Source organism: Flavobacteriales bacterium (assembly GCA_026129465.1).
In the GTDB taxonomy this organism is placed as follows: Bacteria; Bacteroidota; Bacteroidia; order Flavobacteriales_F; family PHOS-HE28; genus PHOS-HE28.
Map to the genome: position 1 here is coordinate 1,569,595 of JAHCIA010000001.1, position 20,082 is coordinate 1,589,676.

Here is a 20,082-nt window from a genome sequence, read left to right on the forward strand (position 1 = left end):
GTACCGCCGTGCGGGTTCCCTCATCCGGCGGAAGGACCGATCCCTTTGATCACCTCCAGGCCCTCATCCGGCGAAAGGATCGACCACCATGGTCCAGGGAAGGCATTCATCCGGCGAAAGCTTCGATCGCCTTGATCCGGGGATGGCCCTCATCCGGCGAAAGGCTCGATCGCCTTGGTCCGGGGAAGGCCCTCATCCGGCGAAGTGAACGATCGCCATGGTCATGTCAAGATCATCATCCGGCGCAAGGCCCGATGCACTTGATGAAGGGAAGGCTATCATCCACCCCAGGGATCGATCCCCGCGATCAATGGCCGGGCATCATCCGCCGGATCGGTGCGCGGCCTGGCGGCTTCAGGCCTGGGAGCCACCGGACTGTTGGGCCGCCTGCTGGTCCACACCTCCGCAGGGTCTCCTGAGGCACGAAGGGACCCTGCGCATAGGAACGCGGGAAGCCCACACCTCCGCAGGGTCTCCTGAGGCACGAAGGGACCCTGCGCATAGGAACGCGGGAAGCCCACACCTCCGCAGGGTCTCCTGAGGCACGAAGGGACCCTGCGCATAGGAACGCGGGAAGCCTATCGGCAAAACCACGCAGACCCAGGGCGGAAGCTCCTATCATACAGAACGCAGGGTCCCTTCGGAGACCCTGCGGAGGTTCAGAGACCCTGCGGAGGTTCAGCCCGGCGGCTTCAGGCCAGGGAGCCACCGGACTGTTGGGCCGCCTGCTGGTCCTCGCCGCCGGGTGGTGGCGGGTGGTGGTGCACCACCTGTATGCGGGGCATGCTGCCCAGCAGGTCGGTGAAGTCGGACAGCTCGCGGCCCAGCAGCCGCGCCATGTCCTGCATCTGCAGAAAGGTGGGCTCGCCCAGGCCCTTTTCCCATTTGCACACCTGGCCCTGCGACACGCCCGCCTCGGCGCCCACATGGTCCTGCGTAAGCCCGCGCGCCACGCGGAACAGTTGCAACCGCCTGCCCAGGGCCACCCGCAATTGCTTGCGCCGTTCGCTCGCACGTCCGCTGGTCATGGGTGCCAACGTAGGGCCACCGCACAAACGCCACAATACCCTCACCAGGGTATTTTTCCGGCTTGCCCTTACGCACAGCGCCCCCCGCAGCGCAAGTTGCGGGTTGGGCGGCCTTGCGCTTTGTGGCGTGTCCGCAGTGCTACCGGGCTGTCGCGCTCATCCATCGGTGCGCTTGCCCTACTGTGCTTTTTCACCATGCCATGCCATTTTCCCGCCCGGGCCGGTATGCGGGCGGTGCATGATCGCTATTTTGAGCCGCCATGTGGAACGAAGAACAAGTGAAGGAGCACGAGGAATTGCTGCTGACCATGCTGCGGAAGCAAGGCAGCGTGGGCGAAGCCAGGGCCATGGGCGGCCTGGGCATCACCAAGGAGCAATACGCCACCCTGAAGGAACGCCTGCTGCACAAAGGCCTGGCCGAACGCGGCCGGGGCCGGGGCGGGCCATTGGTGTGGAAGGCGGAGGCCGCGAAGGTGGCCGCAGGCCAGGAGGCCATTGAGCCCAAAGCCGGCAACCCGGCAGCCCGGGCGCCAGCAAGCCGCGCAGCGGAAAAGCCTGCAGGCCCACAGGCCCATGGCCAGGAGGCCTCCAAGCCCACAGGCCGAAAAGCCAAAGGCCCAAAAGCCCCGGTAGAAGAGCCCATCGAAAAGCAGCTCTGGCGCGCCGCCGACAAGCTGCGCAAGAACATCGACGCCGCCGAGTACAAGCACATCGTGCTCGGCCTCGTCTTCCTCAAGTACATCAGCGATGCCTTCGTGGAACTGTACTCCACCCTGAAGGCGGGCGAGGGCGAGTACGCCGGGGCCGACCCCGAGGACAAGGACGAGTACAAGGCGGAGAACGTCTTCTTCGTGCCGCCCGGCGCGCGGTGGAGCTTCCTGCAAAGCCACGCCAAGCAGCCCACCATCGGCAAAACGGTGGATGAGGCCATGGACGCCATCGAGCGGGAGAACGACTCGCTGAAGGGCGTGCTGCCCAAGGTGTACGCCCGGCAGAACCTGGACCCCACCAGCCTCGGCGGCCTCATCGACCTCATCGGCAACATCGCCCTGGGCGATGCCAAGAGCCGCAGCGCCGACGTGCTGGGCCACGTGTTCGAGTACTTCCTGGGCGAGTTCGCGCTGGCCGAAGGCAAGAAGGGCGGCCAGTTCTACACCCCACGCTCCGTGGTGGAACTGCTGGTGAGGATGCTGGAGCCGTACAAGGGCCGCGTCTTCGATCCCTGCTGCGGCAGCGGCGGCATGTTCGTGCAATCCGAAAAGTTCGTCACCGAGCACCAGGGCAAGGTCAACGACATCTCCATCTACGGGCAGGAGAGCAACCAGACCACCTGGCGGCTGGCCAGGATGAACCTCGCCATCCGCGGGTTGGACAGCTCGCAGGTGAAGTGGAACAGCGAGGGCTCCTTCCTCAACGATGCGCACAAGGACCTGAAGGCCGACTACATCATCGCCAACCCGCCCTTCAACGTGAGCGACTGGAGCGGCGACCTCCTGCGCACCGACGGCCGCTGGCAATACGGCGTGCCGCCCGTGGGCAACGCCAACTTCGCGTGGATGCAGCACTTCATCCACCACCTCGGCCCCGGCGGGCAGGCGGGCGTGGTGCTGAGCAAGGGCGCCCTCACCAGCAAGAGCGGCGGCGAGGGCGAGATCCGCAAGGCCATGGTGGAAGCGGGCCTCATCGATTGCATCGTGAACCTGCCCGCCAAATTGTTCTTGAACACGCAAATACCGGCCTCTTTGTGGTTCATGAGCAGGAACAGGGCGAACGGCAAATTCCGGAACCGCACCAACGAGATCCTCTTTATTGACGCGCGGCACCTGGGCCACCTGGTGAACCGCCGCACGCGCGAGTTCAGCGCGGAGGACATCAACACCATTGCGGAGACCTACCACAACTGGCGCAATCCCGGAGGGGCACCCGAAGGCCGCATTCAATTCCCCTCCTCCGGAGGGGTGGCCGAAGGCCGGGGTGGTCATACCACCACACCAACGAATAGCACCACCCCGCCCGTTGGGCACCCCTCCAAGGGAGGGGAATTGGAATACCGGGATATCCCCGGCTTCTGCTGCGCCGCCCCCATCTCCCGCGTACGCGAGTTGGATTACGTGCTCACCCCCGGCCGCTACGTGGGCCTGGCCGAGGAAGAGGACGACTTCGTGTTCGCCGAGCGCTTCGAGGCGCTGCAAGCCGAGTTCGCCGCGCAGTTGCAGGAAGAGGCCGAGCTGAACAGCGCCATCCTGAAGAACCTGAAAAGAGTGAAGGTCGATGGGTGAGTGGAAGGAATACCAGCTAGATGAATTAGCATCCGTTACTGGAGGCAAGAGGCTTCCGTTAGGTGCATTCCTGACTGATATGCCGACCGGCCATCCTTACATACGGACACGGGATCTTGCCGGGAACAAGGTCGACGTGAATGCGCTACAGTTCGTGCCAGATGACGTCTTTCCCCACATCAAGCAGTACATCGTAACCGCTGGCGATATCATAGTTTCTGTGGTTGGCACTATTGGTCTCTGTGCAATGATCCCTGAAGAGTTGCACAATGCAAGTCTTACGGAGAACTGCAATAGGATATCCGCCTTCAAGACCTCATTGGTAAGCCCTGAATACCTCTTCTTCTATCTGACAGGAAGTGTGGGTCAGGATGAACTGAGGCAACGCACAGTTGGTTCAACCCAGCCCAAGTTGCCTATGTACAATCTCAGGGAGATGCCGATACTTCTTCCCCCTGTTGTCGAGCAACGCGCCATCGCCTCGGTGCTCAGCAGCCTGGATGCCAAGATCGATCTGCTGCACCGGCAGAACAAGACCTTGGAGGCCATGGCGGAGGCGCTGTTCAGGCAGTGGTTCGTGGAGGAGGCGGAGGAGGGGTGGGAGGAAAGGACCGTAGCTGACCTTGCCGATGTCACTAGTGGAAAGCGCCCGCTGGAACGCTTCGCATTCCCAACCAGCGATGCACGAGTGCCAGTATGGGGCGGCAATGGCCCAATGGCCTACACGCGAGAAGCACTTGTTGATTCTGACGTTCTTCTAACCGGAAGAGTTGGGACACTCGGTTCCATCTTCAGGATCAACACTCCGATTTGGCCTTCCGACAATACGCTTCTACTGACAGCACGTAGACCGGAGGCAAAGGAGTTTCTATTCCAGCAACTCAGGAGCATCGACTTTGCTCAACTCAATCGAGGCTCGACACAACCGTTGCTTACACAGTCAGATTTGAAAGCACAGTCCTTTCCGATGCCACCCGACGAACTGCTGCTGAGATACCACGAGATCTCGCGTGACTTGTACGCAAGGGTGGATGCCAACCTGAAAGCAGTCCAAACCCTCACCACGCTCCGCGACACGCTGCTGCCGAAGCTGATGAGCGGGGAGGTGAGGGTGGATGAGCAATAGGGAATAAGACCAACCGCAATAGAACTCATGGGACAGAAGTTTCACGGAACATTAGAGGACCTTCAAAGCGCTGTTGCTGGCACGGGAATAAAAGGGCAGTGGAAGGCTGAGGAAAATGGGAAGCACTCCTACAAGTCCATAACCGGAGGCGTGCTGAATTGGTGGAGCACGAACGGCACGCTCATGTACCAGGGCACAAAAGATGGTAAAGAAGCATTGGAAGCTGCTGTCAATGAAAGGCTACTCCAAGGTGATGCAGCCATGATGACGGTATCCAGCACATCCAACCAAGTAGTGAAGCAACGGCAGATCTTCATTGTTCATGGGCACGATAAGGCCGCACGGCAAGAGTTGGAATTGTCCTTGTTACGCATGGGCTTACAACCGTTCATCTTGGTCAATACCGCTGGTGGGGGCAAGACCATCATTGAGGCGCTTGAAGGGAAGATCGGAAAAGACTTCACATCGGATTTCGGCATTGTCTTGCTCACGCCAGATGATGTTGGATACAGCCAGGAGGATGGTGCAACTGCCGCCCAGCCTCGCGCACGACAGAATGTGATTCTGGAAACAGGAATGATACTCTCTTCGCTCACACGGCAAAGAATGGCATTGGTGGTCAAGGGCAAAGTCGAACTGCCTTCCGACCTGCAAGGTGTGATAAGAATAGAGTACAAGGAACATATAAGTGAGGTCGTTCCGCGCATCGTTGAGCGCCTGCGCGAAGCGGGCTTCGATATCGACGCAGACGCGATGGCGCGCGCAACCGCCTGAGCCAATTGAATCGAACCCATGGCCAAGCAGCGCTCGAACCCCAAGCAAGCAGCCTTTCTCGCTTTCCTGAAGCGAATGGAGCAGACCGGTGCCGAGTTCTCCATGGAGGACATTGCCGCCAACACCGGTTATCCACTGAAGGGTACGGTGAAGGCGAAGATGAGCCGCAATGAATGGGACGCCGTTCTCGAACGCCGCACGAACGGGAAGTTCAAGGCCAAGGGCGTGAAGGGCTTGAGCTTGGAACAATTCGCGCAACGGCTAAGCACGAAGAAGGGAGGCCAATCGTTAGTTGCCTCGCCATACCTCTCGCAGAGCTATCGACTGCTCAAACAGGCCAAGGACAACTTCGTTCTGTCTCTTGAACTGTACAATCGCCCATCGCTCGAGAACCGCTTTCAGGCATTCACGATGCTCCATTGCGCGGCCTGGGAACACATGCTGAAAGGGATACTCAGCAACAGTGCCGGAGAAGATTCGATATTCACGTCCAAAGCCACCGGACACACGAAGGGACTTGAACAGTGTGCAGCAGAGGTTCTTGGTCCTGGATCCAAGCAATACCAGAACCTCAAGAAGTTGATCGACCTGCGCAACATGTCCACCCATTTGCTCTTGCCGGAACTGGGTGGTGCGTATGGCCCCATTTTTCAGGCCGCGGTGATCAACTTCCTCAATACATGGAAGGCAAACACCACAATGGAGCTATTGCCAGCCAGCGAGGTCGGCATGCTCACGCTCGTGACCGGCATTGGCAAGCCTACTTCCATTTCGCTGGAACAGAAGTACGGCCCGCAGTTGAGCAAGGTCCTTTCCGCGCATATCGCCGGAGTAGATGAAGAGATCCTGAACAACGAGCGCAGTGAGTTCGCCATTGAACTGAAACACAGTGTGGTGTTCGGCAAGAAAGGGGAATCCCACTTCACCATTGAGGAGCTACTGGATGGGAAGGAGCGCATCAAGATCGAGAAGGTGATCAGCGATCATGAGGATGAGCTGTTGCCGAAGATGGTGATCGACAAGGTCAATGACATCATCAAGACAGCGATCAGTGAAGCCGATAGAAAGGAGATCTTCTCCTATTCAGGCAAAGGCCAAGTGCTGATGAACCGGAACGACTGGGATGCCATCTGCGCTGATCAGAAGTGGAAGAAGGGCAAGAACAAGTTTCATCGTAGCCACGGACCGATCAATCAGGGCACGTTCACGGTGGAGTGTATCCATTGGATCGTGGACATGTTCAAGAAGGACAAGGGCTACTTGGCCAGGGTGAAGAAGAAGTATGTTCAGGCAAGGAAACGGAAATGACCCCCGCGCCCCCCGACAGCACCGAAGGCCCCGGCCGCCTGCGTCTGCCGTACGGCAGATTCCGCAAGCTGCGCGCCTTCCAGACCATCCCGGTGATGCCATGCGCCCGCCAAGCCCGAACTTCACGCCTGTGGAACTGCTAAGCCCCAACTACCTGCCCGCCTACCGCGCCCAACTGGACGTGGCGCTGGACCATGCCCTGGCCCAACTGAGCGAGGCGGTCAACACCGGCTCGGGGGCCGGTGCAGGTTCAGGTTCTGGCGAGCTCATGCGCCTGTATGAGAGCGCCGTGTTCAGCAGCCAGATCGAAGGCAGCAAGGTCACCTTGAACATCTTCAAGCAGACCATGGAGGCGGCCGGTGACCGCCCGAAACCGCGCGATGTGCAGGAGGTGTACGATCTGGTGCGCGCCTACCAGTTCGCACAGGCGCATCCCCTGGACCTGGCCAACCTGCTACAGGCCCATGGCATCTTGGCCGAACTGTTGGTACACGCCAACGACCGTGGTGCTTGGCGCACCAAAGGCGTGAAGGTGGGCAACGCCTTTGTCACGGTATACATGGCGGCGCATCAGCAGTTGGTGCCCGGCCTCATGCAGCAGCTCATGGATGAGGTGGCGGCGCTCAACGCACGCATGCTGACCACCGAGGAGGCCTTCTACTACGCCGCTCTGCTGCACCTGGCCTTCGTGAAGATCCACCCCTTTGTGGATGGCAACGGCCGCACAGGCCGTCTGCTGGAGAAGTGGTTCCTCGCGCAGCACCTGGGCCGCATCGCATGGAGCATACGCAGCGAGCAGTTCTACATCCGCAACCTGGACGCCTGCTACGACACCCTCGCCGCCATGGGTCCCGATTGGGGCGCACTCCAATGGGACCAGTGCATCCCTTTCCTCTTGCTGCTCCCCAAAGGCCTGCGGCAGAAATGACCCCCACACCACCAGACAGCCCCGAAGACCCCGGCCGCCTGCGTCCCAGCGGCGGCTTCAGGAAGCTGCGTGCCTTCCAGACCACCACGGTGATCTACGACGGCACAGTGGCCTTCTGCGACAAGTTCATTCGCAGCCACAAACTGGCCGACCAGATGATCGGTGCCGCCCGCAGCGGGCGCCAGAACATCGGCGAGGGCAGCCGCGCCAACGCCACCAGCGCCGAAAGCGAACTGAAGCTGGTGAACGTGGCCCGCTCCAGCCAGGACGAACTGCTGCTGGACTACGAGGACTACCTGCGCCAGAAACGCCACCGCCAATGGCACAAGGACGACCCCGAGGCCATGGCCGTGCGGGTCGTGGCCAAAGTGCCGGACAACCGCGAGCTCACCTACACCGACTATGCCCACTGGCTGGACCACGACGACCCCGCCGTGCGCGCCAACTGCCTGATCTGCTTGATCCACCAGGCCAACTTCCTGCTGGACCGCCTGATCACGCGCCTGGAGCAGGACATCATCCAGCACGGCGGTCACCGGGAGCAGCTCACCGCCGCGCGCCTCGCTGAGCGCGACCGGCAGCAAGGGCGCCCGGTGGTACCCAAGGAAGAAACGCCCAACTGCCCGCAATGCGGCAAGGCCATGCGTTTACGCACCGCCAAGCAGGGCGGCAATGCGGGCAGCCAGTTCTGGGGCTGCAGTGGCTACCCGGAGTGCAAGGGGACGAGGAAGTATCAGCCGGGATCGGACGATCGGACGAATCAGGCGAAGCGGCCGGATGGGACTGATCCGGCCGATGAAGCTGATTTGTCCGATACACCTGACCAGTCAGCGCAATGACCGAAGACCAGATCGAACAGTTCGCCATTGCGCGCTTGCGCGAGCTGGGCTATGCCTACCAGCACGGCCCCGGCATTGCGCCCGATGGCGAGCACCCCGAGCGCGCGAGCTACGAGCAAGTGCTGCTGCTGGAGCGCCTGCGCGCGGCCGTGCGGCGCATAAACCCGCGCATACCGGTGGCGGCGCAGGAGGAGGCCGTGAAGCAGGTGGCGCGCATCGCCAGCCCCGAGCTGCTGGTGAACAACGAGGTCTTCCACCGCATGCTCACCGAAGGCGTGAAGGTGGACTACCAGCAGGACGGCAACACCCGTGGCGACCTGGTGTGGTTGGTGGACTTTACCAACCCCACCCACAACGACCTGCTGGTGGTGAACCAGTATACCGTGGTGGAGAACGGGAAGAACAAGCGGCCCGACCTGCTGCTCTTCGTGAACGGCCTGCCGCTGGTGCTGATGGAGCTGAAGAACGCCGCCGATGAGAAGGCGAGCATCCGCAGCGCTTACAAGCAGGTGGAGACCTACAAGGAGACCATCCCCGGCCTGTTCACCTACAACTGCGTGGTGGTGATCAGCGACGGCCTGGAGGCCAGGGCCGGCACGGTGAGCAGCGGCTTCAGCCGGTACATGAGCTGGAAGACGAGCGATGGCAAGGTGGAGGCCTCGCCGCTGATCGGTCAGCTGGAGACGCTGATCACCGGCATGCTCGATCCCGCCACCCTGCTGGACCTGGTGCGGCACTTCATCGTGTTCGAGCGCGGCCGCAAAGAGGACCCCAGAACGGGCGTCACCACCATCACCACGGTGAAGAAGGTGGCCGCCTACCACCAGTACTACGCGGTGAACCGCGCGGTGGCGAGCACGTTAAGGGCGGCGGGATTTAATTCCCCTCCTGCGGAGGGGTGGTCGAGGAACGAGGCCGGGGTGGTGAATTTTCCTGCGGAGGGGTGGCCGCAGGCCGGGGTGGTCAACTATGCAGCTGCTGTGCCTCCATTGCGCATTGCGGCAGAGGGGAGAGAAGACTACCCCGCCCTATCGGGCACCCCTCCAGGGGAGGTTATCTACCCCAAGATCCCCCGCAACTCCAAGAAGTTCTTCGACCTGCCCTTCAACCCTGCCCTGAAGGAACGCGCGAAGGAGTTGCGTAAGGCGCGCAACCTGTCCGAGGTTGTTTTCTGGCAACAGGTGCACAAGAAGAAGTTCAAGGGCTACGACTTTGACCGGCAGAAGATCGTAGGCAACTACATCGTGGACTTCTATTGCGCCAACGTGGGCGTGGTGATCGAGATCGATGGCAAGAGCCATGACCACAAGCAGGAATACGATGCAAGGCGGGATGAGTACCTGCGTTCGTTGGGGCTGACCATCATCCGTATACCTGCATCAGGTGTATTGAAGCACTTGGTGCAGACGATGGCGTGGTTGGAGGAGCATCCGGTATTCAATTCCCCTCCTGCGGAGGGGTGGTCGCAGACCGGGGTGGTGCATGCAGGCATTTCACCACCCCGCCCTTCGGGCACCCCTCCGCAGGAGGGGAATTACGCGCGGCCAAACCCTCCGGAGGAGGGGAATTTGCTCGCGGAATCACCCGAGAGCTACGGATTGCCGGGCGTGGCGAAGCAAGCCACCGGCGACCGCAAGGGAGGCGTGGTGTGGCACACGCAAGGCAGCGGCAAGAGCCTGAGCATGGTGTTCTACACCGGCAAGGTGGTGCTGGCCCTGGACAATCCCACCATCGTGGTGATCACCGACCGCAACGACCTGGACGACCAGCTCTTCGACACCTTCGCGGCCAGTGTGCAACTGCTGCGACAGGAACCCGTGCAGGCCGAGAACCGCGACCACCTAAAGGAATTGCTGAAGGTGGCCAGCGGCGGCGTGGTGTTCACCACCATCCAGAAGTTCCAGCCCGAGGAGGGGAACGTGTACGACCAGCTAAGCGCCCGCGAGAACATCGTGGTGATCGCCGATGAGGCCCACCGCACGCAATACGGCTTCAAGGCCCGCACCGTGGATGTGAAGGACGAAATGGGTGAAGTGGTCGGCAGCAAGATCGTGTACGGCTTCGCCAAGTACCTGCGCGATGCGCTGCCCAACGCCACCTACCTGGGCTTCACCGGCACACCCATCGAGAGCACCGATGTGAACACCCCGGCGGTCTTCGGCAACTACGTGGATGTGTACGACATCGCGCAGGCCGTGGAGGACGGCGCCACGGTGCGCATCTACTACGAGAGCCGCCTGGCCAAGGTGAACCTGAGCGAGGAAGGCAAGCAGCTGATCAAGGACTTGGACGACGACCTCGACCAAGAACAACTCACCGACACGCAGAAGGCCAAGGCCAAGTGGACCCAGCTGGAGGCGCTCATTGGCAGCGAGAACCGGATCAAGAACGTGGCCCGGGACATAGTGACGCACTTCGAGCAGCGGCAGGAGGTCTTCGAAGGCAAGGGCATGATCGTGGCCATGAGCCGCCGCATCGCCGCGGAACTGTACGCGGAGATCGTGGCCTTGCGCCCGGAGTGGCACGACAACGACCTGAGCAAAGGCAAGATCAAGGTGGTGATGACGGCGGCTTCGTCGGATGGTCCGGCCATGAGCAAGCACCACAGCACCAAGGAGCAGCGCCGCGCACTTGCCGAGCGCATGAAAGACCCCAACGATCCCCTGCAACTGGTGATCGTGCGCGACATGTGGCTCACGGGCTTCGATGCTCCCAGCATGCACACGCTCTACATCGACAAGCCCATGAAGGGCCACAGCCTGATGCAGGCCATAGCCCGTGTGAACCGTGTATACGGTGACAAGCCCGGCGGACACGTGGTGGATTATCTCGGTATTGCCGCCGACTTGAAGAAGGCGCTATCCTTCTATTCCGATGCCGGCGGCAAAGGCGACCCCACCATCGCGCAGGAACAGGCCGTGGAGCTGATGCTGGAGAAGCTGGAAGTGGTGGCCAACATGTACAACGGCTTCCCCTACGAGGAGTACTTCCAAGCGGACACGGCGAAGAAGCTTTCCCTGATCCTAGGAGCCGAGGAACATGTGCTAGGTCTGGAGGACGGCAAGCGGCGCTACATCAACGAGGTCACCGCGCTCAGCAAGACCTTCGCCATCGCCATCCCGCACGACCAGGCGATGGACGTGAAGGACGAGGTCGGCTTCTTCCAAGCCGTGAAAGCCCGCTTGGTGAAGTTCGACGGCACCGGCAGCGGTCGCACCGATGAAGAGTTGGAGACCACCATCCGGCAGGTCATCGACCAAGCGTTGGTGAGCGAAAAGGTCATCGACGTCTACGATGCGGCGGGCATCAAGAAGCCGGACATCTCGGTGCTCAGCGAAGAGTTCCTCCTGGAGCTGAAAGGCATGGCGCACAAGAACGTGGCCATCGAAGTGCTCAAGAAGCTCCTGAACGACGAGATCAAGGCCCGCGCCCGTACCAACATCGTGCAAAGCCGCAGCCTGATGGACATGCTGGAGGACAGCATCAAGCGCTACCACAACAAGATCCTCAGTGCCGCCGAAGTGATCGAGGAGCTGATCAAGGTGAGCAAGGAGATCACCGCTGGCGACAAGCAGGCCGCCGATATGGGCCTCACCGAATACGAGTACGCTTTCTACACCGCCGTGGCCAACAACGACAGCGCCAAGGAGCTGATGCAACAGGAGAAGCTTCGCGAGTTGGCCGTGGTCCTCACCGAACGCGTCCGCCAGAACGCCAGCATCGATTGGACGATCAAGGAGAGCGTGAAGGCGAAGCTGAAGGTGATCGTGAAGCGGACGCTACGGCACTTCGGCTATCCGCCGGATATGCAGAAGCTGGCTACCGACCTGGTGCTGCGGCAGGCGGAGCTACTGGCGGGGGAGTTCAGCGATAGGTGATCCACGATACGCCCGGACCCCCAGACTATCACGTCCCTCCGATCCATCCACAGCACCACTGGACTCTCCCCGAGGCCCCTGCTGCAACAAGTACCAGGCGACAGGATCCCTACGGAGACCTTGCCGGGGGTTTGAGGATCGGGATACGAACGGGTTATTTTCACACGCCTGAGCCACTCCGCATGCACCGCAAGCGTTTCCTCCTATCAGCCGTCGCTTCGGTGGTCGCGGTGCTCATCACCAAAGGACAGGCCGTCGCCATGAGCATCACCAAAGGACAGGCCGTCGCCATGAGCATCACCAAAGGGTTCAAGGTCGCCGCCGGCGCAACACGCCATGGCGAGCGTTTCACCATGAAGGGCGTGACCGCGAACACGCTGGACCTGAAGATCGGCAGTGCCGATACCGACGGTGGCATGGCGGTGTTCGAGCAGATCGGCCAGAGCCCACATGGGGGTCCGCCCCTGCACATCCATCCGGAGCAGGATGAATCCTTCCACGTGCTGGAGGGCGAGTACCGCTTCAGGGTGGGTGATGAACAGTTCCCGGCCTCGGTGGGCGACACCATCTTTCTGCCGCGTGGCGTGCCGCATGCATTCATCCAGCTCACCGAGCATGCGCGCATGCTGGTAACGTACCAACCTGCCGGGGATATGGAAGCCTTTTTCCGAAAGACCGCCGCTTGGCGTACGCCTCCCAGCAAGGAAGAGGTGGCCCGTGTCTTCGCCGCGCACGGCATGCGGGTGGTGGGCCCGCCGCTGACCTTGGAGTAGCACATCTCCACACAGGCATCGATTGGACGATCAAGGAAAGCGTGAAGGCCAAGCTGTAGGTGCTGGTGAAGCGGACGCTCAGGCTCTATGGCTGTCCGCCGTACATCGAAGCTGGCCACGGACCTGGTGTTGCGGCAGGCGGAGCTGCTGGCGGGGGAGTTCGCGGGGTGAACAGATACCCCCTACCCCACCCAATTCCCTACCATCGCCGCGCCCTGGGGCGTCATCACGCTCTCGGGGTGGAACTGCACGCCGCAGCTGGGAAAGGTGTTGTGGCGGACGGCCATGATGATGCCTTCGGCGCTGCGGGCGGTGATGCGCAGGCTGGGTGGCAGCGTGGCGGGGTCGGCGGCCCAGCTGTGGTAGAGGCCCACCGCGAAGCTTTCGGGCAGGCCGGCGAAGAGCGGATCGCGCGGCTCGGCGGGGATGCAGGGCACCGCCACGCCGTGTTTCACGCGCGGCTGGTTGAAGAGCGTGCCGCCGCACACCTCCACCATGGCCTGCAGGCCCAGGCATACGCCCAGGATGGGGTGCGTGGGCATCAGCTTGTGCAGCAGCTCCATGGTGATGCCCGCCTCGCTGGGCAACCCCGGCCCCGGCGAGAGCACGATGCGGTCGTAGCGCGCCGCCTCGTCCACCGTGATGGCGTCGTTGCGCACCACGTCCACCGCCCCATGCGGCGCCAGCAGGTGCTGCAGGTTCCAGGTGAAGGAATCGTAGTTGTCCAAGAGGAGGATCCTCATCGTGGCGAGTTGGTCGTTGTCGGTTGGCGGTTCTCAGTTGTTGGTTGTTGGTTGTTGGTTGTCGGTCGCAGCATGGCTTGGTCGGAAGCCGGCCAACGGACAACCGACAACTACTGGCCAACACCCGCCTGGCCGCTTGCCACTTCCGTCTTCCCGATCCACCCCAGATGCGTGTGCTGGAAGCTGTCGCCGAATTTGAGGCCGTAGCCGAAGACGCGGTCCATGCTGGCGTGGCCGAAGAGGATGACGGCCGCGAGCTGGAGGGTGTGCGGCAGGCTGCTGTGCAGGGCCAGCAGGTCAAGCCGCAACAGCAGGGCCAGCCCGGCCAGCAGCACCGCCAGGCCTTTGTGGTGGAGCAGGTTGTAGGTGAAGGCCCCCACCCGGGTGCTGACCAGGTAACCCAGCATGCCGATGTCGGGACCCAACAGCAGCAGCAGGTACACCCACCAGGCCGCATCCACGAAGTAGAGGAACGCGAGGCAGGCCAGGAATTGGGCGAGTTCTTCGAGGCGGAGGAGGTTTTTCATGGTTGCTGATGGTAGTTGCCAGTTGTTGGTTGTCAGTTGTTGGTTGTCGGTTGGCTGTTGTCGGTTGTGCAGGATGGAGATTGTCCCGAGGCCTGACAACGGACAACGGACAACTGCCCTCTACCACACAATGCCCACCGGGCAATGGTCGCTGCCCATCACTTCGTTGAGGATGAAGGCTTCCTTGATCCGCTTCTCGAAACCTTGGGAGACGAGGACATAGTCGATGCGCCAGCCGACGTTCTTGGCCCGCGCTCCGAAGCGCTGGCTCCACCAGCTGTACTTCACCTCGGCGGGGTGCAGGTGGCGGAAGCTGTCCACGAAACCGGCGGCGAGGAGGGCATCCAGGCCGTCGATCTCCTGCTGGGTGTAGCCGCTGGTCTTGTTGTAGTTGGCCTTGGGCCGCGCGATGTCGATATCGCGGTGCGCCACGTTGAGGTCGCCGCAGACGATCACCGGCCGCCGGCCCTTGGCGAGCTTGGCGACGTAGGCCCGGAAGGCCTTGTCCCATTCGCCGCGGTAGCCCAGGCGCTTCATGCCTTCGCCGCTGTTGGGCGTGTACACGTTCACCACCACCACATCCTGGAAGGAACAGGTGACCACGCGGCCCTCATCGTCGTGGCCGGGCATGCCGATGCCGAAATCCACCGCGGCGGGCTTCTCCCGGCTGGCGATGGCCGTGCCGCTGTAGCCGGGCTTCAGCGCGCCGTAGGCCTGCACGTGGTAGCCATCGGCACCCGCCAGCGCCTGCTGCACCTGCTCCGGTGTGGCCTTGGTCTCCTGGAAGCAGAGGATGTCGGCATCCAGGGTGCGGAGCGTGTGGTGCAGTCCCTTGCCCACGCTGGCGCGGATGCCGTTCACGTTGAACGAGACGAGCTTCATGGGGCGAAGATGGGGATCGGGCGGAGCATGGCTGCGTATGGCCTGGGGACCAGTTCATCAAAGAAGTGACCGGATCGGTCTTCTACCACCTTTTGCTTCGCCAAAAGGTGGAGCCAAAAGGCGACCACGATCCAAGTCCAGGTGGCTCGGCTACCGCACATGCTCCGCACACGGGCACGCCGACCACCTGTCCCGCGCGGATCGTGGACGCCCACCGCACGCCGGACCCCGGAGGTCGGTGTACGCTGCGCCCCGTTGCGCATCAACCACTGGTCGCTCTGATCCGAATGGTCATGATCCTGTTCGCGGCATCTCACCGGGATCGATCCGACCGGGGACACGACCCGGCCGCACACTGGCTTCGATGCCTCGGGCACGGTCTTGGAAAGGCGGTGGAAAATGTGCCACGCCAGGCAACGATCGCGCAACACCGTCCATCCTATCTTTCCTCGCCCATCGCGCCAGCCATGCCCCTGACACCCTACACCGGGCCCTTCGGCAAGCCCGAACGCACCCACCTGCTGCGCCGTGCGCTCTTCGGCTGCACCAACGCGGACCTCGCGCATTTCGAGGGGCAAAGCCTGGCGCAGGTGGTGGACGCGCTGCTCACCTTCACCAACGACACCACGCCACCCATCAAGGCCTATTGGGAATTGAACGGCGGCGTGCCCGACCCTGACGCCATAGACCCGGCGGTGCCCTTCGGCAGCACCTGGGTGGGCGTGCCCCTGCCGGCCGAGCCCGCGCCCAACCCCACGGTGCAGCGCATCATCAGCTGGGGCGCCTGGCGCACCGGCCTGCAGGTGCAGCAACAACGCACGCTGCGCGAGAAGCTGGCGCTGTGCTGGTACAACACCATGCCCGTGCAGGCCGTGGCCGCGCCGGTGCCGCAATTCCTCTACCAGTACGAACAGCTGCTGCGCACGCACGCCATGGGCAACTACCGCACGCTGGTGCGCGAGGCAGGCCTCAGCGGCGCGATGCTCATCTACCTCAACGGCACCTTCAACAACGTGCTGCAGCCCGATGAGAACTACGCCCGCGAGCTGATGGAGCTCTTCACCCTGGGCGTGGGCAGCGGCTACACCGAGGCCGATGTGCAGCAGGCCGCGCGCGTGATGACCGGCTGGATCGTGCAGATCGACAGCGGCGGCGTGCCGGTGGTGCCCAACACGCAATACATCCCCTTCCTGCACGACACGGGCAACAAGCAGTTCAGCGCCTTCTTCAACAACGCCGTCATCAACGGCCAGGCGGGGCCGGGCGGCGGGCTGAACGAGTTCAACGCGCTGCTGGACCTGATCTTCGGCAAGGACGAATGTTCGCTGCACGTATGCCGCGAGATCTACCGCTTCTTCGTCACCGGCGAGATCGACGCGGCCACCGAGCAGGACGTGATCGTGCCGCTGGCGCAGCTCTTCCGCGACACCATCAACGCGCCGGACCAGATCAGGCAGGTGATGACCGCGCTGCTCACCAGCGAGCACTTCTTCAGCGCCGAGGTGCGCGCCTGCCGCATCAAGAGCCCCGCCGACCTGGTGCTGGGCGCCATCCGCCAGTTCGGCATCCCCTTCCCCACGCCCGCCCAGTTCGAGGCGCGCTACCGCATCTGGGCAGAGGTCTACGGCCTCACCCAATTCGCCGGGCAGGAACTGGCCAACCCGCCCAACGTGGCCGGCTGGCCCGCCTACCACCAGGCGCCCATGTACGACAACATGTGGGTGGACGGCGCCACCTTCCCCAACCGCAACAACGCCATGCTGGCGCTGGTCTACGTGGGCTTCTCCACCGGCAACGACATCTACCAGCCGGCCAGCCAGAACCTCAGCTTCAAAGCCGACCTGCTCGCCCTGGTGGCGCAATTCTCCAACCCCTACGACCCCAACGCCCTGGTGGAGGACGCCACCCAGCTGCTCTTCGGCGTGCCGGTGTCGGCGGAAGTGAAGCAGCAGCTGAAGACCAACTACCTGCTGCTGGGCCAGCAGTTCGACCACTACTGGACCGACGCCTACGAGATCTACGTGAACGACCCGAACAGCCCGGACCCCTTCGCGCAACTGGTGCCCACGCTGCTGCTGTTGCTATTCCTGGACATGGTGCAAGCCGCCGAGAACCACCTGCACTGAACACCGCCGGTCATGGACAGAAGACGATTCCTGCAGAGCGCATCGGTGGCCACCGTGGGCGGCTTCACCCTGCGCGCCATGAGCAACCCGCTGCTGGCGGCCCTGGCCGCGCGTGGCGACACCGACCGCGTGCTGGTGATCGTGCAGCTCTTCGGCGGCAACGACGGATTGAACACCGTGATACCGCTGGACCAGTACGGCAACCTCAGCACAGCGCGTCCGCAATTGCTCATTCCCGAAGGTGCCGTGCTGCCGCTGAGCGGGCTGGGCGGCGCCACGGGCCTGCACCCCGCCATGGGCGGCATGCGCGACCTGTGGGAGGATGGCAAGCTGGCCATTGTGCAGGGCGTGAGCTACCCCGAGCCGGACTTCAGCCACTTCCGCGCCACCGACATCTGGGAAACTGCCTCCGGCAGCCAGCAGGTGCTCAACAGCGGATGGACGGGCCGCTACCTGCACCACGAGTATCCCAATTATCCGGCGGGCTACCCCAACGCGGAGATGCCGCACCCCCTGGCGATCCGCGTGGGCGGCGCCATCGGGCCGGGGCTGCAGCACATGGGCGTGAACATGGCCGTGGCCATCAACAACACGGACAACCCCGTGAACCTGGCCAGCAACATCTACATCGATCCCGCCACGGACGATTGCAGCGGCGACAAGCTGGCCTACATCCGCACCGTGCAGCAGCAATCCAGCTTGTACGGCAGCGCCATCAACGCGGCGGCGGTGGACGGCTGCAACATGAGCACCCTCTACCCCACCGGCAATGCGCCGGGCGCGCAACTGGCACAGGCGCTGAAGATCGTGGCGCAACTGATCTGCGGCGGACTGAAGACGCGCATCTACTGGGTGAGCATGAACGGTTTCGACACGCACGCGCTGCAGGTGGTGGCCGGCAACCCCGTGCTGGGCGCGCACGCCAACCTGCTGCAGGGGCTGAGCGACGCCATCCACGCCTTCCAGGACGACCTGCACCTGCTGGGCCTGGAGGAACGCGTGCTGGGCATGACCTTCAGCGAATTCGGGCGGCGCATCATCAGCAACGCCTCCCTGGGCACCGACCACGGCAGCGCGCTGCCCATGTTCCTCTTCGGCACCAAGGTGCTGCCCGGCATGCTGGGCGACAATCCCGAGATACCGCCCAACGCGAACGTGCAGACCAACCTGGCCATGCAGTACGATTTCCGAAGCGTGTACGCCTCGGTGCTGCGCGACTGGTTCTGCCTGACGCAAAGCGAGGTGCAACAGGTGCTGCTGAGCGACCTGCAACCGCTTACGCTGATCGATCCCGCGGGCTGTCTCTCCACCGGCATCCACCAGGCCAACCAGGTGGCGGGCGAGGAACTGCTGCTGGTGTATCCCAATCCCTTCGTGGAACGGATCACGCTGCGCTATACCAGCCATGGCGGCTATGTGTTGGTGCAGGTCTTCAACGAGCAGGGGCAATTGCTGCGCACCCTGCTGAACGCCACCATGCCCGCCGGCCGGCACCTGCTGGATACCGATCTGGGCGAACTGCCCGCCGGGCGCTACTACGTGCGGCTGCAGAACGAAAGCCGCCAGCAGGTGCGCAGCGCGATCAAGGTGCGCTGAGCGGCGTCAAGGCTGGCGCGGCGCGTCGAAGCCCGCGCGGATGAACCGGTCCGCATCGGGGAATTCCTGCTTCAGCCCTTCGCCGATGCGCTTGAGCAACTCCCTGGAGGTATCCGCTTCGCCGGCCTCTTCGGGCATCATCTCAGCGACCATGTCCCAGGCCACCTGGCAGCGGTCCACGATGTGGAGGGCGAGCTTGGCCGTGCCGTTCCAGTCGCTCTGGTGCGGGTCGTCGTCCCAGTCGCCGTCCTCCAGCTTGCCCTGCACGGCGCGCCGGCATTTCACGTGCAGCATGGTGTGGAACCAGCCGATCTCGTGGATCGCCTCGCGCAGCACGATCATCTCGGGCGTGTGCGCCCCCACCGGCAGGGTGATCTCCGGCCGCTTGTACATGTCCAGCCCCTTGCGCTTGAATTCCTCGGCGTGCGCTTCGAGCCATTCATGCACCAGTTCCATGTAGGTGTGCGAGCGGTGCGAAAGGGGATGCGCGTCGGTCTGGCGGCGCTTCTCCTCCATCCGCTTCTCCCATGCCGGGTCGGGCTCCAGGTCGGCAGGGTCGAAGTCCGACCCGAGGCCCTCCGCATCGTCCGCATCATCCTCCTTCCCGGCGTCGCGCTCCACATCCTCGGGGGTGAGGCCCATCAACTCCTCCAGGCGCTTGCGCAGGTCCTCGGCGGCGCCACCCCCGATGGGCGCATCGGGCGTGCCCACATCATCCATCTCCGCGATGCCCACGCGGCACTGCCGCACGAAGCGGCACCGCTCGCACAGGCGGTCGCAGTAGTTGTATACGCCGGGAATGAAGCCCTGCGCGTCGGGGGCGTGGATGTCGCGTTCCATGGTGCGGGGCTTGACACCCGAAGTTGCGCAACATCCCTGAAATGCGGAAGCCGGCCCTTGCGGACCGGCTTCCCATTACCAAAGTATCGTGTGGCGCTCAGGCCTTCGTTACGTTGATCGCGTTGGAGCCCTTGGGGGTCTCTTCCACTTCGTAGTTGACCTTGTCGCCTTCCCAGAGGGCTTCGCGCGTGCCGGTCTTGTGTACGAAGATGTCCTTGCCGCCCGCATCCGGGACGATGAATCCGAAGCCCTTCTCGTTGTTGAAGAACTTCACTGTACCACTTGCCATTGTACTGTAGTGTATTGGTTGCCACCGGCAAAAGCACCGATGGCGGGGGCGCAAGGTAGGCCAATTCGCAGCCGATGCCGACGATCGGGGTGGAATATCGCTGGAAGTGGAGGCCCCAGCCGAATATTGTGGGGAGTTCGAGGGGC

16 protein-coding genes and 2 pseudogenes are annotated in these 20,082 nt (G+C 62.8%); 12 read left to right on the top strand and 6 right to left on the bottom strand.

The window, feature by feature from the left end; all coding sequences use genetic code 11:
• Nucleotides 1-692: 692 nt before the first annotated feature.
• Nucleotides 693-1,028 (bottom strand): helix-turn-helix transcriptional regulator, encoded by a 336-nt coding sequence (locus KIT10_06715; GenBank protein MCW5898946.1) that lies wholly within the window; start codon nucleotides 1,026-1,028, stop codon nucleotides 693-695.
• 347 nt (nucleotides 1,029-1,375) lie between these two features.
• Between KIT10_06715 and KIT10_06720 the strand changes: the two genes are divergently transcribed.
• The 10 genes and pseudogenes from KIT10_06720 (at nucleotide 1,376) to KIT10_06765 (ending at nucleotide 12,933) form a co-directional block, all read left to right on the top strand.
• Nucleotides 1,376-3,307 carry an SAM-dependent DNA methyltransferase gene (locus KIT10_06720; GenBank protein MCW5898947.1) on the top strand — a complete coding sequence of 644 codons (1,932 nt, stop codon included), beginning with the start codon at nucleotides 1,376-1,378 and terminating at the stop codon, nucleotides 3,305-3,307.
• On the top strand, nucleotides 3,300-4,433 hold the full coding sequence (locus KIT10_06725; GenBank protein MCW5898948.1) for a restriction endonuclease subunit S: 1,134 nt from the start codon (nucleotides 3,300-3,302) through the stop codon (nucleotides 4,431-4,433). Before KIT10_06720 ends, KIT10_06725 begins: the two co-directional genes overlap by 8 nt.
• Nucleotides 4,434-4,460: 27 nt before the next feature.
• The gene (locus tag KIT10_06730) at nucleotides 4,461-5,207 is read left to right on the top strand and encodes a nucleotide-binding protein (GenBank protein ID MCW5898949.1); all 747 of its coding nucleotides are present in this window, start codon (nucleotides 4,461-4,463) and stop codon (nucleotides 5,205-5,207) included.
• An 18-nt stretch (nucleotides 5,208-5,225) separates the two neighbouring features.
• Entirely contained in the window at nucleotides 5,226-6,515 is a 1,290-nt protein-coding gene (locus tag KIT10_06735; GenBank protein MCW5898950.1) for a DUF3644 domain-containing protein, read from the top strand.
• Nucleotides 6,516-6,615: 100 nt separating this feature from the next.
• The gene (locus KIT10_06740; protein ID MCW5898951.1) at nucleotides 6,616-7,443 is read left to right on the top strand and encodes a Fic family protein; all 828 of its coding nucleotides are present in this window, start codon (nucleotides 6,616-6,618) and stop codon (nucleotides 7,441-7,443) included.
• Nucleotides 7,440-8,282, top strand: a complete 843-nt coding sequence (locus KIT10_06745) for a four helix bundle suffix domain-containing protein (protein ID MCW5898952.1) — start codon at nucleotides 7,440-7,442, stop codon at nucleotides 8,280-8,282. Before KIT10_06740 ends, KIT10_06745 begins: the two co-directional genes overlap by 4 nt.
• A pseudogene (locus KIT10_06750) lies at nucleotides 8,279-8,893 on the top strand (type I restriction endonuclease subunit R). Before KIT10_06745 ends, KIT10_06750 begins: the two are co-directional and overlap by 4 nt.
• 87 nt (nucleotides 8,894-8,980) lie before the next feature.
• Nucleotides 8,981-9,655 (top strand): annotated as a pseudogene (locus KIT10_06755) (DUF559 domain-containing protein).
• A 1,389-nt stretch (nucleotides 9,656-11,044) separates the two neighbouring features.
• Entirely contained in the window at nucleotides 11,045-12,160 is a 1,116-nt protein-coding gene (locus tag KIT10_06760) for a DUF3387 domain-containing protein (GenBank protein ID MCW5898953.1), read from the top strand.
• Nucleotides 12,161-12,342: 182 nt separating this feature from the next.
• On the top strand, nucleotides 12,343-12,933 hold the full coding sequence (locus KIT10_06765; protein MCW5898954.1) for a cupin domain-containing protein: 591 nt from the start codon (nucleotides 12,343-12,345) through the stop codon (nucleotides 12,931-12,933).
• A gap of 182 nt (nucleotides 12,934-13,115) precedes the next feature.
• Here KIT10_06765 and KIT10_06770 read toward each other — a convergent pair whose 3' ends face one another.
• The 3 genes from KIT10_06770 to xth all read right to left on the bottom strand — a co-directional run bounded on the left by KIT10_06770 (nucleotide 13,116) and on the right by xth (nucleotide 15,085).
• Nucleotides 13,116-13,676, bottom strand: coding sequence for an aminodeoxychorismate/anthranilate synthase component II (locus KIT10_06770; GenBank protein MCW5898955.1), 561 nt, complete (start codon nucleotides 13,674-13,676; stop codon nucleotides 13,116-13,118).
• A 110-nt stretch (nucleotides 13,677-13,786) separates the two neighbouring features.
• The gene (locus KIT10_06775) at nucleotides 13,787-14,203 is read right to left on the bottom strand and encodes a DUF4260 domain-containing protein (protein ID MCW5898956.1); all 417 of its coding nucleotides are present in this window, start codon (nucleotides 14,201-14,203) and stop codon (nucleotides 13,787-13,789) included.
• Nucleotides 14,204-14,323: 120 nt separating this feature from the next.
• Nucleotides 14,324-15,085 (bottom strand): exodeoxyribonuclease III, encoded by a 762-nt coding sequence (gene xth / locus KIT10_06780; protein MCW5898957.1) that lies wholly within the window; start codon nucleotides 15,083-15,085, stop codon nucleotides 14,324-14,326.
• A 467-nt stretch (nucleotides 15,086-15,552) separates the two neighbouring features.
• Between xth and KIT10_06785 the strand changes: the two genes are divergently transcribed.
• Complete coding sequence (locus tag KIT10_06785; protein MCW5898958.1) at nucleotides 15,553-17,211, top strand: DUF1800 family protein; 1,659 nt, start codon at nucleotides 15,553-15,555, stop codon at nucleotides 17,209-17,211.
• Nucleotides 17,212-17,223: 12 nt separating this feature from the next.
• The gene (locus tag KIT10_06790; GenBank protein ID MCW5898959.1) at nucleotides 17,224-18,807 is read left to right on the top strand and encodes a DUF1501 domain-containing protein; all 1,584 of its coding nucleotides are present in this window, start codon (nucleotides 17,224-17,226) and stop codon (nucleotides 18,805-18,807) included.
• Between the two features lie 6 nt (nucleotides 18,808-18,813).
• On the opposite strand, the gene KIT10_06795 is transcribed toward KIT10_06790, so the two are convergent.
• Both KIT10_06795 and KIT10_06800 read right to left on the bottom strand, forming a co-directional pair.
• Nucleotides 18,814-19,647 carry a hypothetical protein gene (locus tag KIT10_06795; protein ID MCW5898960.1) on the bottom strand — a complete coding sequence of 278 codons (834 nt, stop codon included), beginning with the start codon at nucleotides 19,645-19,647 and terminating at the stop codon, nucleotides 18,814-18,816.
• Nucleotides 19,648-19,744: 97 nt separating this feature from the next.
• The gene (locus KIT10_06800; GenBank protein MCW5898961.1) at nucleotides 19,745-19,936 is read right to left on the bottom strand and encodes a cold-shock protein; all 192 of its coding nucleotides are present in this window, start codon (nucleotides 19,934-19,936) and stop codon (nucleotides 19,745-19,747) included.
• Nucleotides 19,937-20,082: the final 146 nt, after the last annotated feature.

Bases quoted from the DNA above. Each gene is read 5' to 3' on its own strand.
- KIT10_06715 (MCW5898946.1), bottom strand. From the start codon at position 1,028: ATGACCAGCGGACGTGCGAGCGAACGGCGCAAGCAATTGCGGGTGGCC.
- KIT10_06720 (MCW5898947.1), top strand. From the start codon at position 1,376: ATGGGCGGCCTGGGCATCACCAAGGAGCAATACGCCACCCTGAAGGAA.
- KIT10_06725 (MCW5898948.1), top strand. From the start codon at position 3,300: ATGGGTGAGTGGAAGGAATACCAGCTAGATGAATTAGCATCCGTTACT.
- KIT10_06730 (MCW5898949.1), top strand. From the start codon at position 4,461: ATGGGACAGAAGTTTCACGGAACATTAGAGGACCTTCAAAGCGCTGTT.
- KIT10_06735 (MCW5898950.1), top strand. From the start codon at position 5,226: ATGGCCAAGCAGCGCTCGAACCCCAAGCAAGCAGCCTTTCTCGCTTTC.
- KIT10_06740 (MCW5898951.1), top strand. From the start codon at position 6,616: ATGCGCCCGCCAAGCCCGAACTTCACGCCTGTGGAACTGCTAAGCCCC.
- KIT10_06745 (MCW5898952.1), top strand. From the start codon at position 7,440: ATGACCCCCACACCACCAGACAGCCCCGAAGACCCCGGCCGCCTGCGT.
- KIT10_06760 (MCW5898953.1), top strand. From the start codon at position 11,045: ATGCAGGCCATAGCCCGTGTGAACCGTGTATACGGTGACAAGCCCGGC.
- KIT10_06765 (MCW5898954.1), top strand. From the start codon at position 12,343: ATGCACCGCAAGCGTTTCCTCCTATCAGCCGTCGCTTCGGTGGTCGCG.
- KIT10_06770 (MCW5898955.1), bottom strand. From the start codon at position 13,676: ATGAGGATCCTCCTCTTGGACAACTACGATTCCTTCACCTGGAACCTG.
- KIT10_06775 (MCW5898956.1), bottom strand. From the start codon at position 14,203: ATGAAAAACCTCCTCCGCCTCGAAGAACTCGCCCAATTCCTGGCCTGC.
- xth (MCW5898957.1), bottom strand. From the start codon at position 15,085: ATGAAGCTCGTCTCGTTCAACGTGAACGGCATCCGCGCCAGCGTGGGC.
- KIT10_06785 (MCW5898958.1), top strand. From the start codon at position 15,553: ATGCCCCTGACACCCTACACCGGGCCCTTCGGCAAGCCCGAACGCACC.
- KIT10_06790 (MCW5898959.1), top strand. From the start codon at position 17,224: ATGGACAGAAGACGATTCCTGCAGAGCGCATCGGTGGCCACCGTGGGC.
- KIT10_06795 (MCW5898960.1), bottom strand. From the start codon at position 19,647: ATGGAACGCGACATCCACGCCCCCGACGCGCAGGGCTTCATTCCCGGC.
- KIT10_06800 (MCW5898961.1), bottom strand. From the start codon at position 19,936: ATGGCAAGTGGTACAGTGAAGTTCTTCAACAACGAGAAGGGCTTCGGA.